The organism is Salinivirga sp. (genome assembly GCF_035268865.1).
Classification (GTDB): Bacteria; Bacteroidota; Bacteroidia; order Bacteroidales; family Salinivirgaceae; genus Salinivirga.
This window is the reverse complement of the sequence record NZ_DATFKB010000086.1, coordinates 1-24,489: the sequence shown is the minus strand read 5'-3', so window position 1 is coordinate 24,489 and position 24,489 is coordinate 1. Positions and strand designations below refer to the sequence as shown.

General features: G+C 39.3%; 16 protein-coding genes, 1 tRNA gene and 1 pseudogene. 12 read left to right on the top strand and 6 right to left on the bottom strand.

Features of this window, described 5'->3' with window-relative positions:
• Positions 1-68 precede the first annotated feature (68 nt).
• Positions 69-992, top strand: a complete 924-nt coding sequence (gene gldA, locus VJ937_RS05395; protein ID WP_057953328.1) for a gliding motility-associated ABC transporter ATP-binding subunit GldA — start codon at positions 69-71, stop codon at positions 990-992.
• A 122-nt stretch (positions 993-1,114) separates the two neighbouring features.
• On the opposite strand, the gene VJ937_RS05390 is transcribed toward gldA, so the two are convergent.
• The 3 genes from VJ937_RS05390 to cobA form a co-directional block, all read right to left on the bottom strand.
• Entirely contained in the window at positions 1,115-4,780 is a 3,666-nt protein-coding gene (locus VJ937_RS05390) for a ligand-binding sensor domain-containing protein (protein WP_324065865.1), read from the bottom strand.
• A 109-nt stretch (positions 4,781-4,889) separates the two neighbouring features.
• Complete coding sequence (locus tag VJ937_RS05385) at positions 4,890-6,872, bottom strand: TonB-dependent receptor (protein WP_324065864.1); 1,983 nt, start codon at positions 6,870-6,872, stop codon at positions 4,890-4,892.
• A 12-nt stretch (positions 6,873-6,884) separates the two neighbouring features.
• Positions 6,885-7,658, bottom strand: coding sequence for a uroporphyrinogen-III C-methyltransferase (gene cobA / locus VJ937_RS05380; RefSeq protein WP_324065863.1), 774 nt, complete (start codon positions 7,656-7,658; stop codon positions 6,885-6,887).
• A gap of 334 nt (positions 7,659-7,992) precedes the next feature.
• Here cobA and VJ937_RS05375 point away from each other — a divergent pair, with 334 nt between their 5' ends.
• The 3 genes from VJ937_RS05375 to VJ937_RS05365 are packed head-to-tail and all read left to right on the top strand — an operon-like array spanning position 7,993 to position 9,901.
• Complete coding sequence (locus tag VJ937_RS05375) at positions 7,993-9,273, top strand: ATP-binding protein (RefSeq protein ID WP_324065862.1); 1,281 nt, start codon at positions 7,993-7,995, stop codon at positions 9,271-9,273.
• 2 nt (positions 9,274-9,275) lie between these two features.
• On the top strand, positions 9,276-9,719 hold the full coding sequence (locus VJ937_RS05370; RefSeq protein WP_324065894.1) for a hypothetical protein: 444 nt from the start codon (positions 9,276-9,278) through the stop codon (positions 9,717-9,719).
• Complete coding sequence (locus tag VJ937_RS05365; RefSeq protein WP_324065893.1) at positions 9,611-9,901, top strand: hypothetical protein; 291 nt, start codon at positions 9,611-9,613, stop codon at positions 9,899-9,901. The genes VJ937_RS05370 and VJ937_RS05365 overlap by 109 nt, the downstream gene beginning before the upstream one ends.
• Before the next feature lie 240 nt (positions 9,902-10,141).
• Here VJ937_RS05365 and VJ937_RS05360 read toward each other — a convergent pair.
• Positions 10,142-10,212: transfer RNA gene (locus VJ937_RS05360), tRNA-Cys, on the bottom strand.
• A gap of 70 nt (positions 10,213-10,282) precedes the next feature.
• Positions 10,283-13,687 (bottom strand): SpoIIE family protein phosphatase, encoded by a 3,405-nt coding sequence (locus VJ937_RS05355; RefSeq protein WP_324065861.1) that lies wholly within the window; start codon positions 13,685-13,687, stop codon positions 10,283-10,285.
• A gap of 146 nt (positions 13,688-13,833) precedes the next feature.
• Here VJ937_RS05355 and VJ937_RS05350 point away from each other — a divergent pair, with 146 nt between their 5' ends.
• Positions 13,834-14,295, top strand: coding sequence for a GAF domain-containing protein (locus tag VJ937_RS05350; protein ID WP_324065860.1), 462 nt, complete (start codon positions 13,834-13,836; stop codon positions 14,293-14,295).
• Here the strand turns inward: VJ937_RS05350 and VJ937_RS05345 are convergent.
• Positions 14,292-14,912: a hypothetical protein gene (locus tag VJ937_RS05345; RefSeq protein ID WP_324065859.1), complete on the bottom strand. Its 621-nt coding sequence runs from the start codon at positions 14,910-14,912 to the stop codon at positions 14,292-14,294. The two genes, VJ937_RS05350 and VJ937_RS05345, sit on opposite strands and share 4 nt — an antisense overlap.
• A 263-nt stretch (positions 14,913-15,175) precedes the next feature.
• Here VJ937_RS05345 and VJ937_RS05340 point away from each other — a divergent pair, with 263 nt between their 5' ends.
• From VJ937_RS05340 to VJ937_RS05310, 7 genes and pseudogenes are all read left to right on the top strand, one after another.
• Positions 15,176-16,483 carry a DNA recombination protein RmuC gene (locus VJ937_RS05340; RefSeq protein ID WP_324065858.1) on the top strand — a complete coding sequence of 436 codons (1,308 nt, stop codon included), beginning with the start codon at positions 15,176-15,178 and terminating at the stop codon, positions 16,481-16,483.
• A 17-nt stretch (positions 16,484-16,500) separates the two neighbouring features.
• Positions 16,501-17,733, top strand: a complete 1,233-nt coding sequence (locus tag VJ937_RS05335) for a GWxTD domain-containing protein (RefSeq protein ID WP_324065857.1) — start codon at positions 16,501-16,503, stop codon at positions 17,731-17,733.
• A 14-nt stretch (positions 17,734-17,747) separates the two neighbouring features.
• Positions 17,748-18,491, top strand: a complete 744-nt coding sequence (rlmB, locus tag VJ937_RS05330; RefSeq protein WP_324065856.1) for a 23S rRNA (guanosine(2251)-2'-O)-methyltransferase RlmB — start codon at positions 17,748-17,750, stop codon at positions 18,489-18,491.
• Entirely contained in the window at positions 18,488-21,658 is a 3,171-nt protein-coding gene (locus VJ937_RS05325) for a hypothetical protein (RefSeq protein ID WP_324065855.1), read from the top strand. Before rlmB ends, VJ937_RS05325 begins: the two co-directional genes overlap by 4 nt.
• Positions 21,659-21,729: 71 nt before the next feature.
• The gene (locus VJ937_RS05320) at positions 21,730-22,092 is read left to right on the top strand and encodes a sulfite exporter TauE/SafE family protein (protein WP_057953339.1); all 363 of its coding nucleotides are present in this window, start codon (positions 21,730-21,732) and stop codon (positions 22,090-22,092) included.
• 54 nt (positions 22,093-22,146) lie between these two features.
• Entirely contained in the window at positions 22,147-23,307 is a 1,161-nt protein-coding gene (locus VJ937_RS05315) for a M20 family metallopeptidase (protein WP_324065854.1), read from the top strand.
• Positions 23,308-23,409: 102 nt separating this feature from the next.
• Positions 23,410-24,489: pseudogene (locus VJ937_RS05310) on the top strand (hypothetical protein); the annotation flags it as partial.

Below are 24,489 nucleotides of genomic sequence, written 5' to 3'. Positions count from 1 at the left end.
ATTTTGTGCGAAAAACATTAAAAATTACCATACTTCATTAAATTTGCAGGTTAAATCATTGCAGCCCTATGTCGATAAAAACGCAGAACCTTACGAAACTTTTTGGAGCCCAAAAAGCACTTGATAATGTAACATTTGAAGTAAAAACAGGAGAAGTGGTTGGTTTTCTTGGGCCTAACGGCGCCGGGAAATCTACAGCCATGAAAATTCTTACCGGACTTATTCCCCAAACCGAAGGAGACGCATGGGTAAATGACGTTAATGTACGCGAAGATAGTATGGCGGTGAGAAAAACCACAGGTTATTTGCCTGAAAATAATCCGCAATATGACGATATGTATGTGAAAGAATATTTAAATTTTGTTGCAGGGTTGTACAAAATGGGCAAATCGAAAAATGAACGAATAGCTTCACTTATCGATCAGGTTGGATTAACTCCCGAACAGCATAAAAAAATTGGGGAGCTTTCAAAGGGTTACCGTCAACGGGTAGGTTTGGCACAAGCTTTATTGCATGACCCTTCTGTGCTTATTCTCGATGAACCCACTTCAGGGCTCGATCCCAACCAGATTATTGAGATTCGCAACCTGATATCATCTGTAGGCAAGGCTAAAACAGTTTTGCTTTCTACTCACATTATGCAGGAGGTTGAGGCTATTTGCGACCGCATCGTAATTATAAATAAAGGACAAATTGTAGCCGACGATACCACAGCGAATGTAAAAAAGAAAATTGGGGGTGAACAACAGGTTATCTTGGTCGAATTTAATTCAAGCCCTGAAATCAAAAGGCTGGAAAAGATTGAGGGAGTTGAAAGGGTTGTTAAAAAAGAGGGTCATCTTTATGAATTAACAGGCGCCAGGAATGTGGATATACGTACCAACCTGTTTAACATGGCTGTGAAAGAGAAATTAACGGTGCTATCAATGCAGGAAAAAAGTCAAACCCTTGAGCAAATATTCCAGGAACTCACCACCCCAAAGCAATTATAGAATGACACAATGCTTTAGCATGGTATCATTTAACGTGAATTCGAAAATTTAAATCGAACTTACGTAAATTTAAGGCACTTTATCCTGAGTAATTATACAATATTTTGTGATCTTAAATGTAACTAAATGCCTTTTCCCGGTATTTGAAAGCCCATTACAAGAATATCATCGATTTGCTCTTCTTCACCCTGCCAATTTTCAAGGAACTGAATGAGTTCATGTTTTTGTTTTTGCATGCTTTGCTCATGAATCTTTAATATTAGCTCCTGGAAGCGGGACTTTTTTATTTTTTTGCCTGTTTTTCCACCAAATTGGTCGTGAAATCCATCGGTGAACATGTAAAATTTATCACCGGGCTTAAATTCTATTTCCTGAACTGTAAAAGGCTTTAGTTTGGGGTAGAGGGCAATTGTAAACCGGTCACCCTGGTATTCATTTAATTGTTGATTTTTAATGTGGTAAATAGCATTATGTGCACCGGCAAACAGGGCTTTGTTGCTACCTTTTTCAAAGGTCAGTATTGTCATGTCAAGTCCGTCGCGTTGCTCACCTGGTGTGTTTTTTTGCTGCATGGCCTGAATTACCTCGGTACGCAAAAGATTTAATATTTCATCGGGTCGGGTAGTTTGTTCTTTTAGCACAATCTCCCGCAGGAACGACATTCCCAGGATGCTCATAAAAGCTCCGGGGACACCATGTCCGGTGCAATCTGCAGCCACCACAACTGTTTTATTGCCAACCTCGGCCCACCAGTAAAAGTCTCCGCTCACAATATCTCTGGGGCGGAAAAGCAGGAACGATTCTGGGAAGTGTACACCAAAATTCGACATTTCCGGCATCAGGGATGATTGTATACGTTGGGCATAATCGATGCTCTGGGAAGTCGATTTATTGATTTGCTCCAGTTGATCACGCTGCTGAACAACCATGTCGCGCTGTGTTGCAATTTCGTTACGCTGTTCTGTAACCTGCGCAACCAGGGCATTGAGCTCTTCGTTCTTCTCCTGTATTTCAATTGTGCGCTCTTTTACCTGTATTTCCAGCTCTTTTTGTCGTTTTTTCAACACGCGGGTACGCCACCTGAAAAAGAGCAGGATAATCGATAGAAGTATAATTCCGTAAGCTAAATATGCCCACACAGTCATCCACCATGGTGCAGAAATCGTTATTTTTTGGTTGGCCGTTTTGCTTTTTAAACCAAAAGGGGTTATTGCTTTTACCTGAAAGGTATATGTTCCGGGGGGAATGTTCCTGTAATCGACTTTCGATTCACTATTGGGCAGGCTCCATTTTTGCTCCAAAGGATAAAGTCTTGTGATGTATTTTATGTCTTCAATGTTTTGATATTTAGTCGATCCAAAATAGAATGTGATATGTCGGGCATTATATGGAACCTGAAGATTTTTTGGTTTATTATAAAATGGCACTGCGCCTTTTGTGCTTATTTTTAATGGATTGTGTTCAGTGGAGGCTTTTGTATTATGAAAATCGATCCATCTTTGTTTTATCTGTAGCGCATCAATCATAACCCCGGGTGCAGTTGTGTCAGAACTCAGTCTGGATAAATTCAAATATGTGAGGCTTTTACCTGTACCCCACCAGGCTGTGTTGTTTTGATCGATATAGGCTGAGTTTGTGTGAAAGTCCAGACCTTTGAGACCATCTTTTTTCTTGAAATACTGAATTTTAATAGATTTTGATTTTGGTAAATCAGGGTTTCCGCTGTATTCAATCAAATTGAGACCGTTTTCAGTTCCAACCCAAATTCTATTTTGGTTATCTGCTATGATTGATTTAATGTTATTTGAACTTAGTCCATCCTTAATAGTCAGGGTAAAGCTGTTCGTATCATTTATAACCATGATGCCGGCATCATGAGTTCCGACCCATATTGATCCGTCTTGCATTTGAACCGTTGAGTATATTGCATTAGAGGTTAATCCACTTGAGGTATTGTAATGGAAAAATTGTTGTCCGTTATATCGGTTCAGGCCTCCACCATCAGTTGCAAACCAGATATCCCCGTTTTGGTCTTCCATTATGTCAAATACATCATTATTGCTCAGTCCATTACTTTTGTTGAACTGTGTAACCGAGTCGCCGTTGTGCATGAATACTCCGTCATCCCACGTTCCAAACCACAGGTTTCCTTTTGAGTCAGCCAGCATACTGATAATTTTCAGACGTCTTTTATCAGGATTTAAGTTGACTTCAAACAACCTGTTTTGATTGATTTTATATACACCGCCTTTATAAGTGCCAAACCATAAATTATTTTTGTGGTCTTTCATGGCCGATAGAACAATATGGCTCTTCATTTTTGCCGAATCGCGGTCGTAATATTTAAATGTACTGTCACCCATATGACATATTCCGGCAGTTTCTGTGCCCAACCATAAGTTATGATTCTCATCTTCTGCAAAAGCCCAGATATTTTCGCTTTTCAAGCCCTGCTCTGTTGTGATATGTGTAAATCCATCTATTTTTAGTCGGTTTACTCCTCCACCGTAAGTTCCCATCCACAGCAAGCCATTTTTTATGGTGATATCTGAAATGTAGTTATGGCTTAGGCCAAGTTTTTCGGTGTATCTGATATAACGGGCTGTCTCATAATTTTTATCATCCGATTCTAGTTTAAATACCCCGTACCCGGCACTTCCAATCCATAAATTATGCGAGGCATCTTGTTCTATTTTTTTGATTTTAAGCCTTATGTGAAGCTCCCTGAAAGTATTTTTATTAAAAACCACAGGGTTTCTGTGGGTTCCCAGCAGCAAATTGCCAAATTTATCTGTCGAAAAATCTTTAACTTGATTGGTTGTGTTTTTATTTTTGAAATAGTAATTGGTAATTTTTTGCGCATTTATTACCGACGGGCCCTTAGCTGTGCCGATCCAAATGGAGTCGCTGTTTTTAGCAAATGTAGTAAACACCTCATTATCCGGTAATCCGTTTTTTTCTGTAAGCTGAAGTATGGCATCTTCGGTTATCACAAATAAGCCATTATTTCGTGTTGAAACCCACATTCTGCCTTGCTGGTCGGCTGTTATTTCATAAACATAGAGTTCATGAAGGTTGGCTTTATTGGGAAGAAAGGTTACCTGATGACCATCGAAAATTGCCAGCCCGTTCCCCTGTGTACCCATCCAAATATGGCCTTTGCTATCTTCATAAAGTGCCCTGATGGAATTTCCTGGCAAACCATTTTGTTTTCTGAATTCTGTAAAAGTATGGCCATTATATCGAATAAGTCCACCTTCGTAGCTGCCAAACCATAATAACCCTCTGCTGTCGGTTAGAAGGCTAAGGATGTATGATGAGCTAAGTCCTTGCTCCACGTCCAGGTATTGCACATCACATACCGCCTGATCTTTGTACCTGGGCAAAGCCGCGTTTTTTAAAGCAGGATAACGAATGGTCTTTTTCAGCGCAGTGTCTGCACGCCAGTTTGTTTGGTAGTAGATGGTGTCAAAACGTAAAGGAATTTGGGTTTTGACCGTTTTAATAGTAGTAATGGAATCAACAGGTTTTGAGTTTATGCCAAGAAAAGATGTTGTGGTTGTAGGTTTAAACCGTCTTTGAATGAGTTCAGGTATAAAAACAGGGAGATTGTCAGGTGCAATTTCTACCGTGTCTGCTGCATGAAATTTGCCATGTAATGTGTTTGTGGTAGGCTTGTGCTGCTGGCTAAAAAGTGTCTGCGAATAAAAAACAGTCAATAAAACAATAAAAATCGTACAGTATTTAAACCCTGAATTTTGCATAAAGTTGGTTCCTCCAATTAACAAAAATAGGATTATTTTTATGACTTTGAAATTCAAAGTTGTCGCAAATGGCTAAATTAACCTCCTTTTTTTAGGATCCTTGCCTGCGTTTGCCAAAAAGCAAAATCTGTTATTATCGATTTAACTGATAGCTAAGTTTAATTTCATAAGTACGACCAGCCTCTGGATAGCCCTCTGTCAGATAGAAAAGTTCATTTGTTAAATTTCGAACATTGAGATGTATTTTAAGCGATTCTAAAATTTTATAGCTGGCCATTACATTTATGGTGGTAAATTGGGGTGCTTTGTATGTTCCATTGCTTGTGCTAAAGCGTGAAGATTGATAGTTGACTTCAGCGGTAGTTTTAAATTTTTCGTGCCAGTGGAGCCGGGCATATGTCTGCAGTTGATGAGCCGGGATATCAACAAATTTTATATCAGGATTGGTGATGTTCTTTTGATCAAGATATGCATAGCTTCCACCCAGTGAAAAAAATTGGTTTGCTTTCCATCCGATGGCTACTTCACCACCGCGGAAATGTGATTTACCGGTATTTTGCAATTGCCAAAGGTCGTTCTGCACTTCATCTACGCGCTGTATGGTGTTGTCTATGAAATTGTAAAACACTGAAAAGGACCATTGCAAACTGGTTTTTTGTCCACTGTAAGTTATTTCGGTATTGATTGCATTTTCGGTGTTTAAATCAGGATTTGGTATGGCTCTTCCTATGCGGTATGAATACCGATCTTTCATTGTGGCAAAGCGGGTTTTTCGTGCCACCGATGCATGAAGTGTTTGTTTATTGTCTAAATTATAAAATATGCCTGCCTGATAGTGCCATGCTTTATCGTGCCCCATGGCAAAGCTTACGACTGAATCTGATTGAGCAATGTAGTCATCTGCCTGCAAACCTTTACGGCTCATAAAGGCTATACCGCTGACTAGTTTTAAACGGTCGTTTATTTGCCAAATATCTTCCAGAGCTGCTGAGGTTGTGAGGTCTTTTATGTGTCGGGGTGTTTCACCCTTATTAAATGCTTTGTGGTGATCGTACTGTATGCGCACACCAGCTTTCAGGGCATGTGCTTCCAAACTATAAAGATGCAGGTCTATATTGCCCCCCATTCTTTGATCGTCATAAGTACTGGTAAAGGCGTAGTTGTAGGTTTGTGATGTGTATGTGGAGTCGTCGAAACTCTTAAGCACATTTTTATAACCATCGGCAAACCAACGCGTTTTTAATATGAGTTGGTTCTGGAGTTTGGTTTTTGAGTGAAAATATATGCCGTTTTTTTCCCATTTCGGATACCTCCAGTAGCGCACTCTTATGTTTGGGTTATTGCCCAAATATATGGGAACCCCTTTGTTGGCTTTTATTCCTTTAATACTCAGTACATATTCGTCCCCCTTTCGAGGTGTGTAACCGGCCTTCAGGCTGTATTGCAGATTATGAAATTGCGAATTGTCCCGTTTGTAATCTGTTTCACGATAGAATGTGGTAAATGACCCGGGAAGGTTATAAAATTCTTGTTGCTGTATCTGAAAAGTACCAGCGGCAAACCATTTTTTTCTGCGAGTACCAATATTAATGGATCCTGAATAAGCGTTAACCCCTTCTCTGCTTATTTTGCTGCCGGCTTCAGCATTGAGTTCAAAGTTATTTGAGGGTTTTGCTGAAACCAGGTTAATTGCACCACCAAGTGTATTGGCACCATAAAGTAATGAAGTAAAGCCTTTGTCGACTGATATTTTTGATAACTGGCCGACCTGTATACGATTCAAATCGATGTAGCCATCGTATGGAATATATACCGGTAGACCATCGACAAAAACCGGAATTCGACGCAAATCATACCCGCGCACAAAAATCAGGGCTTCGTTGCGACCACCCGACTGCGACATCGTAACTCCCGGCAGCAAATTCAGGGCCTGAGCCGCGTTATCCGGGCTGAACTGTTCTATTTCTTTTTGGTCAATACTTTGTAGTGGTGATGTGTTTTGGGTTTCAGTGATGGTTATTTCGCCCAGCTTAAAGATTTTACGCTGTATGCTGTCTTCTTGTGCTGTCAATTGCAGCGCAGAAATGGCAAGTAAAATTGCTAAGAATTGTTTCATAATTTGCCCCTGCTATTCTGATTGGTTTGGGGCTGCGAATATACTATGTACTTTTTTTCCTATGAAAAAAACAACGGAGCTGTTTTTCGGAATTTTATTTAAAATGCTTTGAATATCGGCTAATGTTGCTGCTAGTACCTGCTGATTGGGAAGGGAGGCATTGGCTACAGCAACAACAGGAAAGTGTTTGGGCAATTTTTGTTTCAGAAGATAATCCCGGATTTGTGGCAAAATGTTTTCTGCCATATATAAGGCGACAGTGGCACGGCTCTGCAAAAGTTGAGCGATTTGTTCCAGGTTTTCATGCTGATCGTTTTTTTGGTTGGCCATGTAAAATGTGACTGTATCAGCCTCTTTTTTTTCTGAAATGCGCACGTTCCCATAGACTGCAGCAGCCATTCCAGCAGTGATACCGGGTATAACAGAAAATGGTAAATTCATTTCAAAAAGTAACTCTGTTTCGGCAGCTCCACTTCCAAACATAAATGCATCACCTGTTTTGAGCCGCACAACGCGCTTACCCGTTTTGTGATAATCGGCCAATATTTGAATTATTTCCTTTCTGAGAGTATCGCTGTTTTTGGTTTTGTCCTTATTTATTTTCACCCTTTTGGCCTTGCTTTGGCAGAAATCAATTATGTGCTCAATTTGCGTAGCATCGTAAACAATCACATCGGCACTGGCAATTGCTTTTTGCGCTTTTACAGTAAGCAGTTCCGGGTCACCGGGCCCGGTGCCTGCAATGATTATGGGGTGTGATTTAGCTTTTAAATATTTTGATGACATATGATTTTTTTAAAATTGTTTGTATTAAAAAAATAAAATTACCTGACAAAAATAGATGGAATTCAATATTCTTATTGTTTATCATCCAATATACCAATATAATATACACTTTATAATTATGTATCGAAGAAAAAAATTCGTTAAAAGTTGATCTAAATTGAATTATTATTTAGGATATTGGCAAAAACTATTATGGTAATTCAAACTATAAAGACCCTAAATACAAACCTCTATTTTTGTATTATGTAAAAAAATTACATTTTTTGAGTAAAAACTGCAAGACTATCTCTTTTTGTGTATATTTGTAATATAATTACATAAAATAATAATACAGATGATACAAGAGCTGAAAATACAGAACTTCTTATCTTTTAAAGATGAAGTGGTGTTTAGTTTTGAAGCTACCTCTGATACAACACTGGAAGATTACTATGTGTATGAACCAGTGAAAGGTGTGCGCCTGCTAAAAATGGCCATGGTTTATGGTGCCAATGCTTCGGGCAAAAGCAATTTGATTGAGGCTTTTGATTTTATTCACAGGTTTATTTTTGCCAATGTGGACAACAAAGAGGAAGAGTTGGATTTTCGTGCTTTTGCTTTTGACAAAACGACCAAAGAACCCGGAAAACTTGAACTTACTTTTTATGTTGGTACTGTAAAACACTTGTACTCCATTACAATAGATCGAAAAAACGTATTTAATGAAACATTGTTGTTTTATCCCGGGACTCAACCGGCTGTAATATTCGAACGCACATTATCAGGAACCGGTAAGACAGCTATCCTAAAATTTGGGAACAAAATTAAGGTTTCCAAAGCTGCTCTTGATGAAATTACAGTAAAAACATTAAAAAACATATCTGTTTTTGTGGGTTACAGCAGTGTAAATGTGGAGATTCCTGAAATCGAGGCTGTATATGAGTGGTTCCAATACCAATTTATGAACTCTATTAACCCGTATCATAGTTTAACGGAATATTCCGACAATCACATTCAAAGTAATGAGGAACTGAAAAAATTTGCTCTGGAATTCATCCAAAGAGCTGATTTAAATATTTCAGACATTTATTATGAGAAAGAGGCTAAACCTGTACCTGAAGCTGTGATGGAAGAGCTGGACAATTTGAGAATTTCCGAGAGTGAAAAAGAACGCATTCGAAAAGAGAAGGTTATTGAGTTTGACACCACAGTTTTCGAACATCGGATTATTAAAGAGGATCAGGAGATATATTTTAAGCTGCCGGAAAACGAACAGTCGAGAGGTACCATGAGGTACTATGGATTATCTGCTCCGTTTTATAATGCAATAAAAAATAATGCCCTGATGTTGATAGATGAGATCGGATCAGGCCTTCATCCCCTGCTAATAATGCATTTTTTGCGTGAGTTTTTAAAGCGGTCAGATAGTGCTCAAATACTTTTTACTACACATAATATGTCTCTATTAAACGAAAAAGACATTTTGCGTCGCGATGCCATTTGGATTACCGAAAAAGGCGAAGATGGAGCCACAGAGCTAAGCTCGTTTGCTGATTTTTCGGATTTCAGAAAAGAGCTTTCATATTACAATTATTACAAACACGGAAAATTTGGAGGAATTCCTGAATTAAAATAATTATGGCCAGAAAAACACGAGATCGAAAACTCCGTATGAGATATGCTGTGCTGGGCGAAGGAAGAACAGAGCAGTATTACCTTAAACACCTCAAAGCAACTAAAGATTATGGCTATTCTATTAAACCCAGCTTGTTCAAACGATTAACTATCGAAGGTACAGAAGAGATCATAGATGAACTTTTAAGCGGCGGAACAAATAAAATTATTTACTTATTTGATTATGACACGGTTGTAAATCAAGCAAACCAACAAAAATTCAACAAACTTAAAAAGAAGTATGCCCAAATTCCAGAAGTGTTTCTGTGCGAAACTATGCTTCTATTGAGTTTTGGTTTTTGCTGCATTATCAATATACCACAAAAGAATTTCGAAATGCTAATGAAGCAGAACAAGTTCTGCGAAAGCATATTCCTGATTATGCTAAAGGAAAAGATGGTTTTCTGAAAAATTGCACATGGGTAGAGCAATTGATTTCAAATGGAAAGATGGACCAAGCCCTAAATTATGCACAAAAAACACTGGATAAAAAGAATAAAGAAAGTACCGGTACACATTTTCCTTATACAACACTTCATATTGCAATAAAGGAGTTCGAACAGTTTAAAAAAGGAGTCCGCAAAAAATAGGATTATTACAGAGAGATTAAAATGAAATGAGTGAAAACTACTTACAATGCGTATAAGTTGTCTCTTTAATGACCGAACGGACACCTTACCTCCATGGCCAAATCTAATGGAACAAGTTGGGTGAAGGTATAGTTATATCAAGGTCTTGGTTATGGTTTTTAACTAAAAAGCAAATTATTCCAAAAACAAAACCCTCAATTTTCAATCTCTTAAAAATCAAGGGTTTCTAGCTATGGTTTGAGGTCGGTGGCGGATTCGAACCGCCGTACGCGGTTTTGCAGACCGCTGCCTAGCCACTCGGCCAACCGACCATTTGCGGATTGCAAAAGTACAATAGTTTCTTCTTTATGCAAAATTATAGGGTATAAAAATCACATGCTGCTAAATTCTTAAACCGATAACCAGAACATCGTCAATTTGTTGATGCACTGTTCCCAGCCATTCTCTAAATGTGTTGTCAAGAATATCTTTTTGTTCTTCCATCGATTTATCCTGCATGTTAATTAATAGCCTTTTAAAAGGTTTTCGCATGAATTTTCTGCCTTTTTTCCCGCCAAACTGGTCCGGAAAACCGTCTGAAAGCATATAAAACGTATCTCCCTGCTTAAGTTCTATTTCATGGTTGGTAAAAGGTGTTTCTTTTTTCAAATAAATGCCTACCGGCATTTTGTCAGCTTTTATCTCTTTAAGCTCGCCTCCTCTTATCATGTAAAGCGGGTTAAATGCGCCTGAAAACTCAGCTTTTTTGTTCTCATAGTCGATAATCATTAAAGATGCATCCATACCATCTTTTGCCTCACCCTCTTTGCCTTCTTGCGACAAAGTTTCTTTGACATATCTCCTGAGTTCGTCTAATATGGTGTCGGCATGCAGGTCTTTTATGGTTGAAGTAATTTCATTAAGAAATGAAATACCTAACATACTCATGAAGGCTCCAGGCACTCCATGCCCGGTGCAGTCTGCTGCCATAACAATTGTTTTGTTGCCAATTTTGTTGATCCAATAAAAGTCGCCACTTACAATATCACGTGGTTTAAAAAATATGAAATAGTCTTTTAGTTGTCTGTCAATTAATGGTTTATCAGGCAGTGCTGCAGCCTGAATTCTTTTTGCGTAAGTAATGCTCTGTTTTATATCGTTGTGCTGCTGCTCTATTCTGTTTTTTTGTTCTTTTATTTCATCGTGCTGTACAGTAATTTCTTCTTTTTGTTCACTAATAGTTTTGGTACGTGCTTTTACTTTTGCTTCGAGTAAAACTTTATCTCGTTTTAGTTTTCGTTCGCGGAGTATAATAATCAAAAATACCACACCCGTCAGGAGTAAAATTACCAGTAAATAGAAAATAATCGTTTGCCTGAAAGGTTTATCGATGTGCACTGGTATTTTGGTAATCCCACTTTTGTTTCCCAATACAGTTTTCGATTCCAGCAATAAATAATATGTGCCAGCCGGAATAAAAGGGAAATTTATAATTTCGTTGTTACTCCAGTCTGACCATTTTTTTGTCAGCCCCACCAGTTTATAGCGGTATTTCACAGCATTGTTTTTCAAGAAATAAGGAGACGAAACTTTAACAGTGATGGCATTATCCTCGTATTCGAGTTTGATGTCCCCGGCCTTCAAAAAGGCACCACCTTTATGTTGTATTGAAGCAATATTTAGCCGGAAATTTGGGGTGTAGATAGAATCAGTTTGATTGTTTATTCTATATAAATTATTATAATTATCTATAACCCAAATTTGCTGATTTTCATCCAGAAAAGCCTCATCAATATTATCGAGTAATTTTAAATACTTTATAGCTGCAAGTTTTTTTTCACCATAGTAGTCGTAAAGGTTCCATTGATTGGTTTTAATCCAGGTGTACTCCGGTTGGTTATAAAATGCGAATATATCAAGAGCATTGCGTTCTGCATATTGCTTTTTCTTTATTGGTTTGTTTTGTTTATTGTCCAGAATGTAAATGGCAGACGAAACGATGAAGTGTAGTTTTTTATCGAAATATCTTACTACCACTTCATCGAGCATGTTGCCCTTAAAATACATCACATTGGTACTTATTGAGTCTTGCGCATGTAAATCTATTTTAAAAGCCTTTCCTAATCCGCCCACCCAAATTGTTTTGGGTGTTTGTTCTGCAATAGAATAGATGGCTTCATCAAAGCTATGCTTCATTATAAGGTTCCAGTTGTCTCCGGTATATTCCAAAAATATTATTTCGTCATTTGTTGCAACCAGTAATTTCCGTGGATCAAACCGTGATTTTTTAATGAAGTTTACGTAAGTGTCTTTCAGAATGATTTTTGCTTTGTGTTTTTTTATTGTGTATAACCCGGTATTGGAAGCAGCCAAAATTTGATTATTGTGGTGGATTAGTTGAAAACATTTTCCTTTGAACTCAGCTACTTTTTTATACGCATGAGATATGGATTGAAGGCTGTAAATAGTCCTGGTCCTGTATGTTAGTTCAGGTTCCTTTTTTACTGTTTGCGGTTGAGGCTGCTCCTTGTCAGATTCTTTACCCGATATTTTTTTTATTGGTGCTTTTATTTTTTGAGCGACTTTTCTGAAGAATTTTCGTACTCGCCCCTTTTTTTTCGTGTCATTTGTGTTTTCAGGTTTTTCTTGCGCTGATACTTGTTTTTTCTTTTTGGTTTTTGCCTCTGTCTTTTCGGGTACCCTGACAGTTATTTGACGGGTTTTATATTGTTTTTGTTTGGTCAAATAATATAACCCTTCGCTGGTACCGAGGTATATCTCGTTTTGTTTCCTTGTAAAAGCATACAGGTTCCCACTGAGTCCAGGATATTTATTAAAAAGCATAATGGGCAATGACAGGCTGATTCGACTTATTCCACGGCCATGGGCAATCCATAATCCATTTTTTTTGTCCAGGTAAATGTCATAAACTTTATTGTCGGGCAAACCTGTTGTGTAATTAATTGTATAGAGCGTTTTTCCTGTATTGAGATTTATAATCAGTACTCCTCCGATATTTGTAGAAAGAGCTATTAGTGAGTCGTTTAGGAGTAATCCATCTACAAGCACGCTTTCGTCCAGATATGCCTGGTCTTTAATATTAACTTTCAAAAGGTTTTCTCCATCGAATTGATAAAGCTTATTGTTCGAAGCACCTAAATATGTAAGTCCGGGTTTCACCTTAAAATGAAAAAAGATATCTGAATTGTGGGGTAATGTTACATTTGAAAACAAATCGACAGAATCAGGATCAACACTGCAAATACCATTATTGGTAACCACCTGTAGTTGCTTTCTATGCATAAAAAAACCATGATGTTCATCAAACTGAGGAAATGTGAAGTTAGAAGTCTTGTTGTTTTTGTCTACCAGGTAAACAGACTTTTCACCAATAAAAAACACACTGTCCTGTTCTATGTAAATTTCATCGAATACCACATCTTTCATGCTACTATCGGGCAGTAGAGATTGAAAATGATATGACCCGGTACTATCTTCCTTTACCAGACCAAAATCACCGCGAAAACCCACAAAAATTCTTCCCCGCTCGTCAGTCTCTATGACTAATGGTACCGATGAGAGTGTATGTAGATTCCATTTTGAACCATTATAGCCTAACAAACCTTTTCTGCATGTAAAAAGCATTTCCTGGTTAGGTAAATTTATCATGTCCCATACCCTGTAGTTCAATTCATCTTCCATGGGGAAGTTATTGATGTATGGTGTACCTTTTTGAGCAGCGCTGTTTAAATTTAACAGACATAAAAATATGAAGGCAAAAAATATTTTAATGCTGCTCCGATGCATTAAAGTTGTACTTTATGGTTTATGAGAGAAACATTTATTGACAAAATTATGTTTATTTTTTTATAATTGACAAGTATTACACAATTTGTAAGTTTGAGGAGCCCGTGGATTTTTCTATTTTTGGTTCCTACTAAAAGAAAAACATTATGGATGCTAAAAAGAAGCAGGGTCGCTACGATCGTATATATAAACAGCTGGAGCAGTTGATGCCCACCTGTTCTAATCCTGAATCGCGCATGAATACAATAATTGCCGTTTTGCATCACAAAATGGATTATTATTTTTGGACAGGGTTTTACTTTTTAAATCAGGGAGAATTACAGGTAAAAATGTACCAGGGCCCCGTTGCTTGTATGCAACTGGCAAAGGATACCGGAGTATGCTGGGAAGGAATCAATACACGTAAGCCTGTACTTGTAAAAAATGTGGAAGAATTTCCGGGACACATTGCTTGCGACGGTCGCTCTAAAAGCGAGGTGGTAGTGCCACTGTTTGACCCTGAAGACAATTTGCTTGGTGTATTAGATATCGATAGCGATCAACTTAATGCTTTTGATGAGGTTGATGAGCAGAATCTTGTGAAAATACTCCAGTTAATTTGGAGTTAAAATATTTTCATCAGGAATGAAGCATATATGTAAAACCTGATAATGCGTGTAAGTCCGTAAAGGGCCAGCTTCGGCAGCGGATATTTAACAAGGCCGGCCAGCATGCATACTGTTGAGTAGGGTAAAGGCAGCAAAGCGGCAACAATAATTAATAATCCACCCCATTGCCTTAATCTTTTAACAAAAACAGCATATCGATTTAGTAACCAGTGTTCAACCCGCTTTTTTGTGCCAAAATAATTACCAATAATATAACTCAATATTCCGGCACCATAAGAAATACCTCCCAAAAGGGTCAGATAAAGTATGGGTTTATCAAATTTATTTGCCCAAATAATAAACAGGTCTGGTGGGATGAGGCCTAATAGTGTTTCTGATATGGCATAAACAACCCATACGCCTGCATGAGGTAGTTGACTGAGCCAAAAGAGAAAGTCGTCACGCAGGTCTTCCAGGATGTAATGTTCCAGACCGAAAATTAGACCAATGATAGATCCCAGAATAATAATTACACGCAAAAAATTGCGCAGAAAAAAGCGGTAAAAACCACTGCTCCTGAAAAAGCGATGGTAGAGCATAAATCGCTGCCAATTCGTAAGTTTTTGACGGTCTCTCAATTCCGGAATGTTATTATGGGTTTATCTGAGTTAAAAAACGTATTTTTCAAGTATTTATGATGCCCGGGAAAATTTCCCGAAACTGCTGTAGCAAATTTAGTGCACTTTTTCTTTAATAACCGAATTCAGATTAAAAAAGCAGTAAACTATTGAAAAATTTGCTGTATTACTAAGCTAATCAAATAGCAGTCCATTTCCATGAGAATGTGTAATTTTGGCTAATCATTAACATTTTTCAAATGTTGTGACAAAAAATGTACTTTATGGATCAATTTACTACGGTTTTACTATTCGTGCTTTTTGCAGGTGCTGTCGGGGCTATTATTATATTTTGGCAGAAGCTGCGCTATTTTAAAGAGCAAAAATATAAAACAGACCTGCAAGTGAGTGAGCTCGGTACCCAAACCGAATATTACCGTAACCGGAATTATGAGCTGCAGGAGCAGTTGTCAAAATTACAAGATGATTTTACAACCATTTCAACAGAAAAAGCCCGCCTGCAGGAGTCATTAAAATATGCCAATGCACAGATGCAGCAAAAAGAGAAAGATTTTGTGCAAATGCAGCATACACTGAAAACAGAATTTAAAAACCTGAGTCATGACCTTTTTACGCAAAGTACCGAGGCTTTGAATAAAACCAATAAGACATCTATTGATCAGATTGTGCAACCTTTAAAAGAAAAGCTTCAGCAATACAATCAGTTGCTGACAGACTTCAGAGAAAAAGATGTGAAAGAGCGCAGCACACTCTCTGCTGAACTCAAACAGCTGCAGGAGTTAAATAAACAGTTAAGCCACGATGCCCAAAACCTGGCCGGAGCATTGAAAAATGATTCTAAAATACAGGGAAACTGGGGTGAAATGGTATTGGAACGTATTCTTGAAAAAGCCGGTCTGGAAAAGAATATAACCTATAAAACGCAGGTATCCACGGTTACCGAAGCTGGTCGGGTGCGGCCCGATGTAGTTGTGTTTTTACCAGAGAACCGTCACCTGATAATTGATTCGAAAGTATCACTCAGTGCTTTTGAAAGGCTTGTTAATGCAGAAGACGATACATCCCGTGAGCGCGCACTGAATGAACACTTAACCTCTGTAAAAAATCACATAACTAATTTGGCACAGAAGAATTATGAGACTGGTGAAACATTAAACTCCCCGGAGTTTATCTTTTTGTTTATGCCTGTTGAAAATGCACTATCCCTGGCTCTGCAATACGATTCAACTCTACAGGATCTTGCATGGAAAAACCGTATTGTGTTGGTTACACCGGCTACATTAATGGCTACTCTGATGACAGTGGCCAATTTGTGGAAAATAGAGAAACAAAACGAGTTTGCAGAGCGCGTAGCAGATGAAACCGGTAAACTGTACGACAAATTTGTGGGCTTGCTTGAGTCGGTAAATGATGTGGGCCAGAAAATACATGGTGCTCAACGCAGCCATGAGCAATTGATAAAACAACTCAGCGAAGGGCGTGGCGATTTAATAAGCAGGGCTGAAAAGATTCGTAAAATGGGCATCAGCCATAAAAAATCGTTACCTTCAAATTTTAATGAGCAGGAGTAGAAAATTACTAAGTTTTAATGATTAATAATCAGCTAAATAGACGGGGCGCAAAATTCTACAGGCATTTATTGTGGATGGTGGCCGTGTTTTCTGTTCTTGCAGGCTGCAAAACCTACTATCAGCCAATTAGCGAGCGCAATTTTTCGCATCTCTACAATCCTATGCATACCGATATTCATCCCGTTTTAATGCTGAACCGCGTTGCTCCCGATTCGTCGGTTATTTTTTTGCACATACCTGTTAGTGACATTGCTTTTCCGGAATTTAAACGGCGCGAGGATCAGGTGGCCGGTGTAGCTATTGAATATTTTTTAGTCGATTCGGCTGGTGCAAATATGTTTCGCGATAGCGGGTCAGTAAAATACGCCCAACCTCAAAAGCCGGCTACCAATTTTTTACAGCTTCAACTTGGCTTTGCCCATCATCCCGATAGTGTAAAGTATGTAGATTTACGCATCCAGGATTTGCTCTCAGAGCTGGAAACCAATGAGGTAGTGCGTTTGCGAAACGATCATATGGGTAATCCGCAACGTTATTTTGCATATTTTAATGATAAAAAATACCCTTTTACACGGACAATTGCTGCCGAAGGTGATTCTGTGAAGGTTAATTACAGAGGTGAAAACGATAGTTTATGGGTGTTTCATCTTACCTACAACCGCAAAGCATCATTGCCTTTCGATACAGCATATAAATTTAGCAAAAACGATTTTCTACGGTTTTCAATATCCGGATCGTATGTAATTAACAGCGACAGTACATTAAACGGAGGGTTACGGTATGTGGTTAGTAATCCATATTTTCCTGCCATCAGGCAGGCAAGACAAATGCTTGGACCTATTCGTTATTTGATCAATGGTAAGGAGTGGCGCCAAATTAATCAATTATCACCCAAGCATGCCGTTGATACATTTTGGTTGAAAGCTGCCCCTGATGCAGAAAAAGCTAAACAACTCATACAGGTATTCTATAACCGCGTACAGTTGGCTAATATAAAATTTAGTAGTCATCGTGCGGGCTGGAAAACCGACATGGGTAAGGTTATTACACTTGCCGGCCTGCCCGATGAAGTACAACTTACTGATACTTCAGAGCATTGGTTTTATTATATCGGTAAAAACGAAAAATTAAAAATTCCGTTCGCATATAACGATTCACTTGGGGAGTATCAGTTGAATCGTAATGACAGTCTTATGAATGGCTTTTTGATGCACCACATCAACGGGTGGAGAAAAGGCAAATTTTATTAACAAAACTTAACAACATGGAACAAAAAAGTGATTTTATTTTTGGTATACGTCCCGTAGAGGAGGCCATCAAAAGCGGCCAGCATTGCGATAAGGTATTGATAAGAAAAGGCATGGGAGGAGATACCATAGATGCCATAAAAGAGATGATGCGCAATCATCGTATTCCGCTTCAGCAGGTACCTGATGCAAAGCTAAACCGCATTACACGTAAAAATCATCAGGGTATTATTGCACTGATGTCACCTGTCCCTTTTCAGCAAATTGAGGACGTATTAATGAATGTTTATGACAAGGGCGAAGATCCGTTTTTTTTAATGCTTGATGAGGTAACTGACGTTAGAAATTTTGGTGCCATGGTGCGTACAGCAGAGTGTGCCGGAGTGCATGGGGTAATTATTCCCCAAAAAGGTTCGGTGCGTATTGGAGGTGACGCTGTAAAAACATCTGCAGGAGCGTTGTTTAACCTGCCGGTATGCCGTACCGCAAGTTTGAAAAAAACTGCTTCGTACCTCAAAGATAGCGGCCTGAAACTGGTCGCAGCTACCGAAAAAACCGATGATATGTATTTTAACCAGCCATTAGATGGACCGGCCTTGCTTATTATGGGTGCTGAAGATAAAGGTATAAGTCAGGGTTTGCTTGATATGGCTGATGTAAAAGCTGCACTGCCGGTACAGGGTAAAATATCATCATTAAATGTATCAAATGCTGCCGCAGTACTCCTGTACGAGATGCTAAAGCAACGAATGGAAAAGTGAAAAATATTGCCCTTAAAATATCGCTGATTTTATGCATGCTGGTACTGATTTCGGATACACTTTTTGGCCAGTTTTATAACGGTCATCGTATGCGTTTTGGTAAGAACCGTGTGCAATACCGCGATTTTTACTGGCAACATTACGACTTTCAGCGTTATAAAGTTTATTTTCATCAGGGAGGTGATAATACAGCGCGGTATGTGGGGTTGCGAGCACGCGACATTTTAACAGAGATGGAATATCGACTCGACTACCGACTCGATGGACAGATAAATTTCATTGTGTATAACGACTTGTTAGATTTCAGACAAAGCAATATTGGTCTGGTTTCAGGCAATGATCAGTACAATATAGGTGGTACCACAACCATTGCCAATAATAAAGTCATGATTTATAATTATGGTACACACCGGCAACTGGACAGGCAGGTGCGGCGGGCTTCAGCCGAATTGTTGATTAATGAGATTCTTGTGGGAAGCCGGTTTTCCGACAGATTGGCAAATTCGGCGTTGATATCTTACCCGGAGTGGTTTATTAAAGGACTTATTGCTTACTATGGAAATGAATTTGCCGCATCAGAGCAGCAAAGTATTAAAGATGGTCTGCTCAATGGTAAGTACAAAAAAATGCAATGGCTTACTGGCAAGGATGCTGAACTTGCCGGGTTTTCTTTTTGGACCTATGTGGCAATGAATTATGGCGAGCCGGCTTTAAGAGATATCATGTATCTCTCCAGGGTGAGTAAAAATATCAATAATGCCATTGTTTTTGTAACAGGCGTACCTTTTCGATACTTGCTGCGCGAATGGGCAGAGTATTCAACCTATCGTTATGAGCAGGAGGGAACTGGAGTGCCCGGCGCTGAGGCAAAAAAAATAAAAAAGCGAACCAAAAAAAAGGCGCAATACAGCAACCTGGTCTTTTCTCCCGATGAGCGATATTTTGCCTGGAGTAGAAATGAATCCGGAAAAGTGAAAATTTATATCCAGGATGCAGCTAGCGGCAAGCGGCAGAAAGTGTTTGCTTATGGACATAAATTACCCCAGAAAATTGACCGAAAATACCCTGTTGTGCGTTGGCACCCAAAACTCAATATGTTATCGTGGGTGTATGAGCATGAGCAGCAAATTAAACTCTGTTTTTATGATGTGAATTCAACTGAGATTAATGCACGCAACATACAGTATATTAATCGTATGTTGGACTATGATTTTAACAGTGATGGTACACAAATCGTTTTTTCAGGTATTCAGGATGGCAAAACCGATTTATTTACCCTGAACCTGGCATCGAATGAGCAGAACCGGCTCACCGATGATTTGCCCGACGAGCTTAATCCAAAGTTCACGCCTGAAGGCAACATTATTTTTAGTAGTAATCGTAACAAACCAACAGGAGACACCTTGCAAAGTCATTTGGATTTATACCTGACAGATGCCCGGCGTTTTGAGCCTGTAAAAGTTGTTGCAACTCCGGGTAACCAAACAAAGCCAATAGTGCTGGGGAAGGATCATTATTTATATCTGAATGATCAGAATGGCATACAGAATCGCTTTGTGGCCAATTACGACAGTGCTATTCAATTTGTTGATACAGCCATTCATTATCGGTTTTTCACTGAGCAAAAACCACTTACTGATTTAAGGTATGGTTTAGTTGAGCATGATGTAGCCAATTCCAGGTCTGCCTTTGCAGATCTTCATTTTTATAACCAACGCTATCATCTGGTGCAAAAGCCATTCGATTTGACTCCCCTGCAAAAAACGTTAAACATTACAGAGCAGAAAGCTTTTTTTACCACCCGCCGGAAGTTTTACAATAAACAAATTGAACGGTTGAAGGAACAACAACGACGCAACGACAGCCTGATTGATATAAATAATTACACTTTTGAGTTTGAAAAAAAGCAAAAGTCTGATCAGCGATGGCCCGATTTTGAGGCTGATAGTCTTTGGGTTTTAAAGCGCAAGCTATATTTCACAACTTTTTACACCAACTATACTGTTAACCAGGTCGATTTTAGTCAGCTTAACCGCAGTTACCAGGTTTATACGGGAGGGGGCGTTTTTTTTAATCCCGGGTTTAATGTACTGACCAAATTTGGTGCAGCTGATTTATTTGAGGATTATAAGTTGACTGCGGGTTTCAGGCTTGCTGCAAATTTCACAGGAAATGAATACCTAATCAGCATCGAGAATCTTAAATCACGGCTCGACAAGCAGCTTATCCTCCATCGAATGGGAAGTGAAGAGTATACCGATAATGAGCTTAAACGATCCTATTCTTATCAAACCATGCTTGTGCTCAAATACCCCTTTTCGCAGGTGTCATCGGTACGTCTTACCGGTAGGTTACGGCTCGACCAAATTGTGTACCCCGCCATCAATAACGAAACTTTAGTAAAACCTGACGATTTTAGGTTGTGGGGCGGCATGTTGGCCGAGTATGTATATGACAATACCCGGTCTCTGGGATTGAATTTGTACAGTGGAACCCGGGCAAAAGCCTTTTTTGAGCAATATTCCAGGCTTGAACAAAATACAGGCGATCATATGTTTGTAGTGGGTACAGATGTGCGTCACTATATTCAAATACACCGGCAACTCATTTGGGCCAACAGGTTTGCAGCATCGTCCAGTTTCGGGAATGCGCTACTGATATATTATCTGGGAGGTGTAGACAACTGGATGTCGGTTAGCGGAAATGGTTATTTCGATCAGACCATTCCTGTTGATAAAAGTAAAAACTGGGCTTTTCAGACGGTTGCCACTAATATGCGCGGGTTTCAGCAAAATATCAGAAATGGAAATAGTTTTGCACTGATCAATTCAGAATTGCGCTGGCCCGTAATCAAGTATATTTTTAATCGGCCCTTAAATAGTGATTTACTGGATAATTTTATGATAGCCGGCTTTTTTGATGTGGGTAGCGCCTGGTATGGTTGGGATATCACAAATACCGATAATTTTTACCGCTATGATTATATTGAGAACGGACCGGTAAGTGTGCGTATTGATAAGAGACGTGATCCATTAGTGGCCGGTTACGGATTTGGTTTTCGCACACGTGTTTTTGGATATTATTTGCGTTTCGATTGGGCATGGGGAATTGAGAATAAAAAAATTCTGGATCGGCAGTTTTATTTTTCAATTAACCTCGACTTTTAAGATATGCGAGGATAATACAGTTTTTCAGTTTAATTTTTACAATAATCATATAACCAGATAAAATAATGCGGATGAACGAAATAATATTGCTTCTAATTGTTGGCCTGCTTGCAGGCTTCGTGGGTGGTATGATGGGCGTTGGTGGTGGTGTGGTAGTCATACCCGCGCTTGTGTTTATCATGGGATTTTCGCAGCACCAGGCGCAGGGTACAGCCCTGGCTTTTATGCTGCCGCCAATTGGCCTGATGGCTGCCTGGAACTACTATAAAGCGGGTTATGTCAACGTTAAGTACGCGCTGTTGCTGATGGTCGCCTTTGTTGTGGGAGCCTGGGTAGGTTCCATGATTTCGGTGCAGTTGCCCGATAAAGTATTAAAGAAAATATTTGGTGTAATGTTGCTATATGTGGCTTACAGAATGATTTTTAAAAGCTGAGCTGATGTATTATTGTTTCATTCTTTGTAACTTGCAACATAAAACCATTATAAAATGATTTCTAAAGCCCAAATTACCGAACAATTACCTGAAATACGCACCTGGTATGAGCACTTGCATGCCCATCCTGAACCTTCATTTCAGGAGAAAGAAACAGCTGCCTATATAGCTTCCGGGCTAAAAAAAATGGGACTGGAGGTACATCGCTTATCCCAAAACGCTGTGATGGGATATTTGCAGGTAACCAATGCCAAAGGCACCATTGGTTTAAGAGCCGAATTGGATGCATTACCATTACATGAACAAACCAACGTAAATTATATTTCTCAAAATACAGGGACCATGCACGCATGCGGGCACGATCTGCATATGGCTTGTGCCCTGGGTGCAGCAAAACTACTCTCTGCACATAAAGCAAACCTGGAACACAATGTGCTTTTTGTATTCCAGCACGCCGAAGAAAAAATTCCCGGGGGTGCTGTGGATGTAATTGCATCAGATTTTTTTAAAAGTCATAAGCCTGATGTGATGTTGGCCATGCATTCGTTCCCCGATTTGAAAGCCGGTGAGGTTGGATTTAGGAGCGGCCCATACATGGCTTCAGGCGATGAGGTAGATGTGCATATTAAAGGCCCGGGCGGCCATGCAGCAATGCCACACAAAACTGTAGACACAGTGCTTACCGCAGGGCAGGTGCTGGTAGCCCTTCAGCAAATACAATCGCGTTTTATACCGACCGAAATTCCTTCGGTACTCACCTTTGGAAATATTTGTGCCGAAAGTGTAATGAATATTATTCCAAGGGAAGTATTGCTTGAAGGAACTTTCCGTACGATGAACGAAAAGTGGCGTAAAAAAGCGCTAAAACAAATCAAACAAATTGTACAGAATACAGCCAAAGCCACTGGGGCAGATGCTGAAACTGTTATTCGACCGGGTTACCCTACCATCGAAAATGATAAAAACGTTACCGCTAAAATTGAAGATATTGCCACTGAATTACTGGGGTCGAAAAATATTCATCTGCTGCCTTTGCGCATGACTACTGATGATTTTGGTTATTATGCGCAAAAAATTCCATCTGCATATTTCAGACTGGGTGTAGCCGATTCAAATGGGCGCAGTGCAGGTTTGCACACACCGGAATTTTTACCCGACCCTAAAGCACTTGAAACAGGGGTAATGCTGTTGGTGCAAATTATGCAGGATTTGTGATATCGAACCCTTTTGTTACAGCAGATTTATTAACCTCACTATGCGCTGTAAGCGATTTATAAAAACTTTTTTTACCTTCGTACAATACCAAAATGCATGCCCATGCCCCTTTTTAATGATTTGAAAAGATTTTTATTGTTAGCGGGTTTAATATTTTCCGGCTTCATGACGCTTGGGCAGGCTATTCCTGAACATGTAAGTAATAAAGGTATTTACAACTATTTGGATGAACTTGCCGGAGAAAAATTAATTACCCTTCACAGTGCTATAAAGCCATACACTAAGCAATTTATTTACAGTAAATTAAAGCAGGCGCAGCATGCGGATTCTTTACTCAATAAAAGGCAAAAGAAAGAGCTGGCGTTTTATCTTAACGCTTACCAACTGTATAATAATGAACCGGAAAACCCTTATATAGACGAAAAAGTAAATCTTCTTCGGAAATATAGCTCCCACTCAGCCATTAGCAGCACACATTTGGGATTTGTATATCGAGATTCCAATTTTACCGCTGAGGTAAGCCCGATTTGGGGGTACCGATACCGCACAAACGACAATGGAAGCGTAGACCATTATTGGGGAGGTGCAGAAGCCAGTGTCACTTTAGGTAAGCATCTTGGTTTTTGGGCATCGCTGCGTGATAACAGCATCAGCGAAATTCTGGCATGGCCCGGTAATTTTACCCGACAGGATGGAGGTAACTATAAAATTGGAAACGGCGGCAGGCCCGGGGGCGATTACTCCGAAATGCGCGGTGGCGTGTCTTTTGCATGGAAATGGGGACATGTCGAACTATCAAAAGACCATGTCCAATGGGGTGATCATCAGCACGGCCCCAATATCATTGATTCAAGGGCACCCTCTTTTGCCATGATTAAATTGCACCTGAAGCCGGTAAAATGGTTTGAATTCGATTACCTGCATGGCTGGCTGGTTTCTGAGGTAATTGATAGTACCCTGACCTATACCAGTCAGTACGGTGAAAGTCGCCAGGTGTTCAGACCGAAAAATATTGCTGCCAACATGTACACGCTTCATCCATTTAAACACACAAGTTTCTCCGTGGGAAATGCTATTATTTACAGCGACATGGGCGGCGCACATCCGGCTTACATGATTCCTTTTTTATTTTATAAATCTATAGACCATACCCTGAACCATAAAATACAGAACCAGAACTCC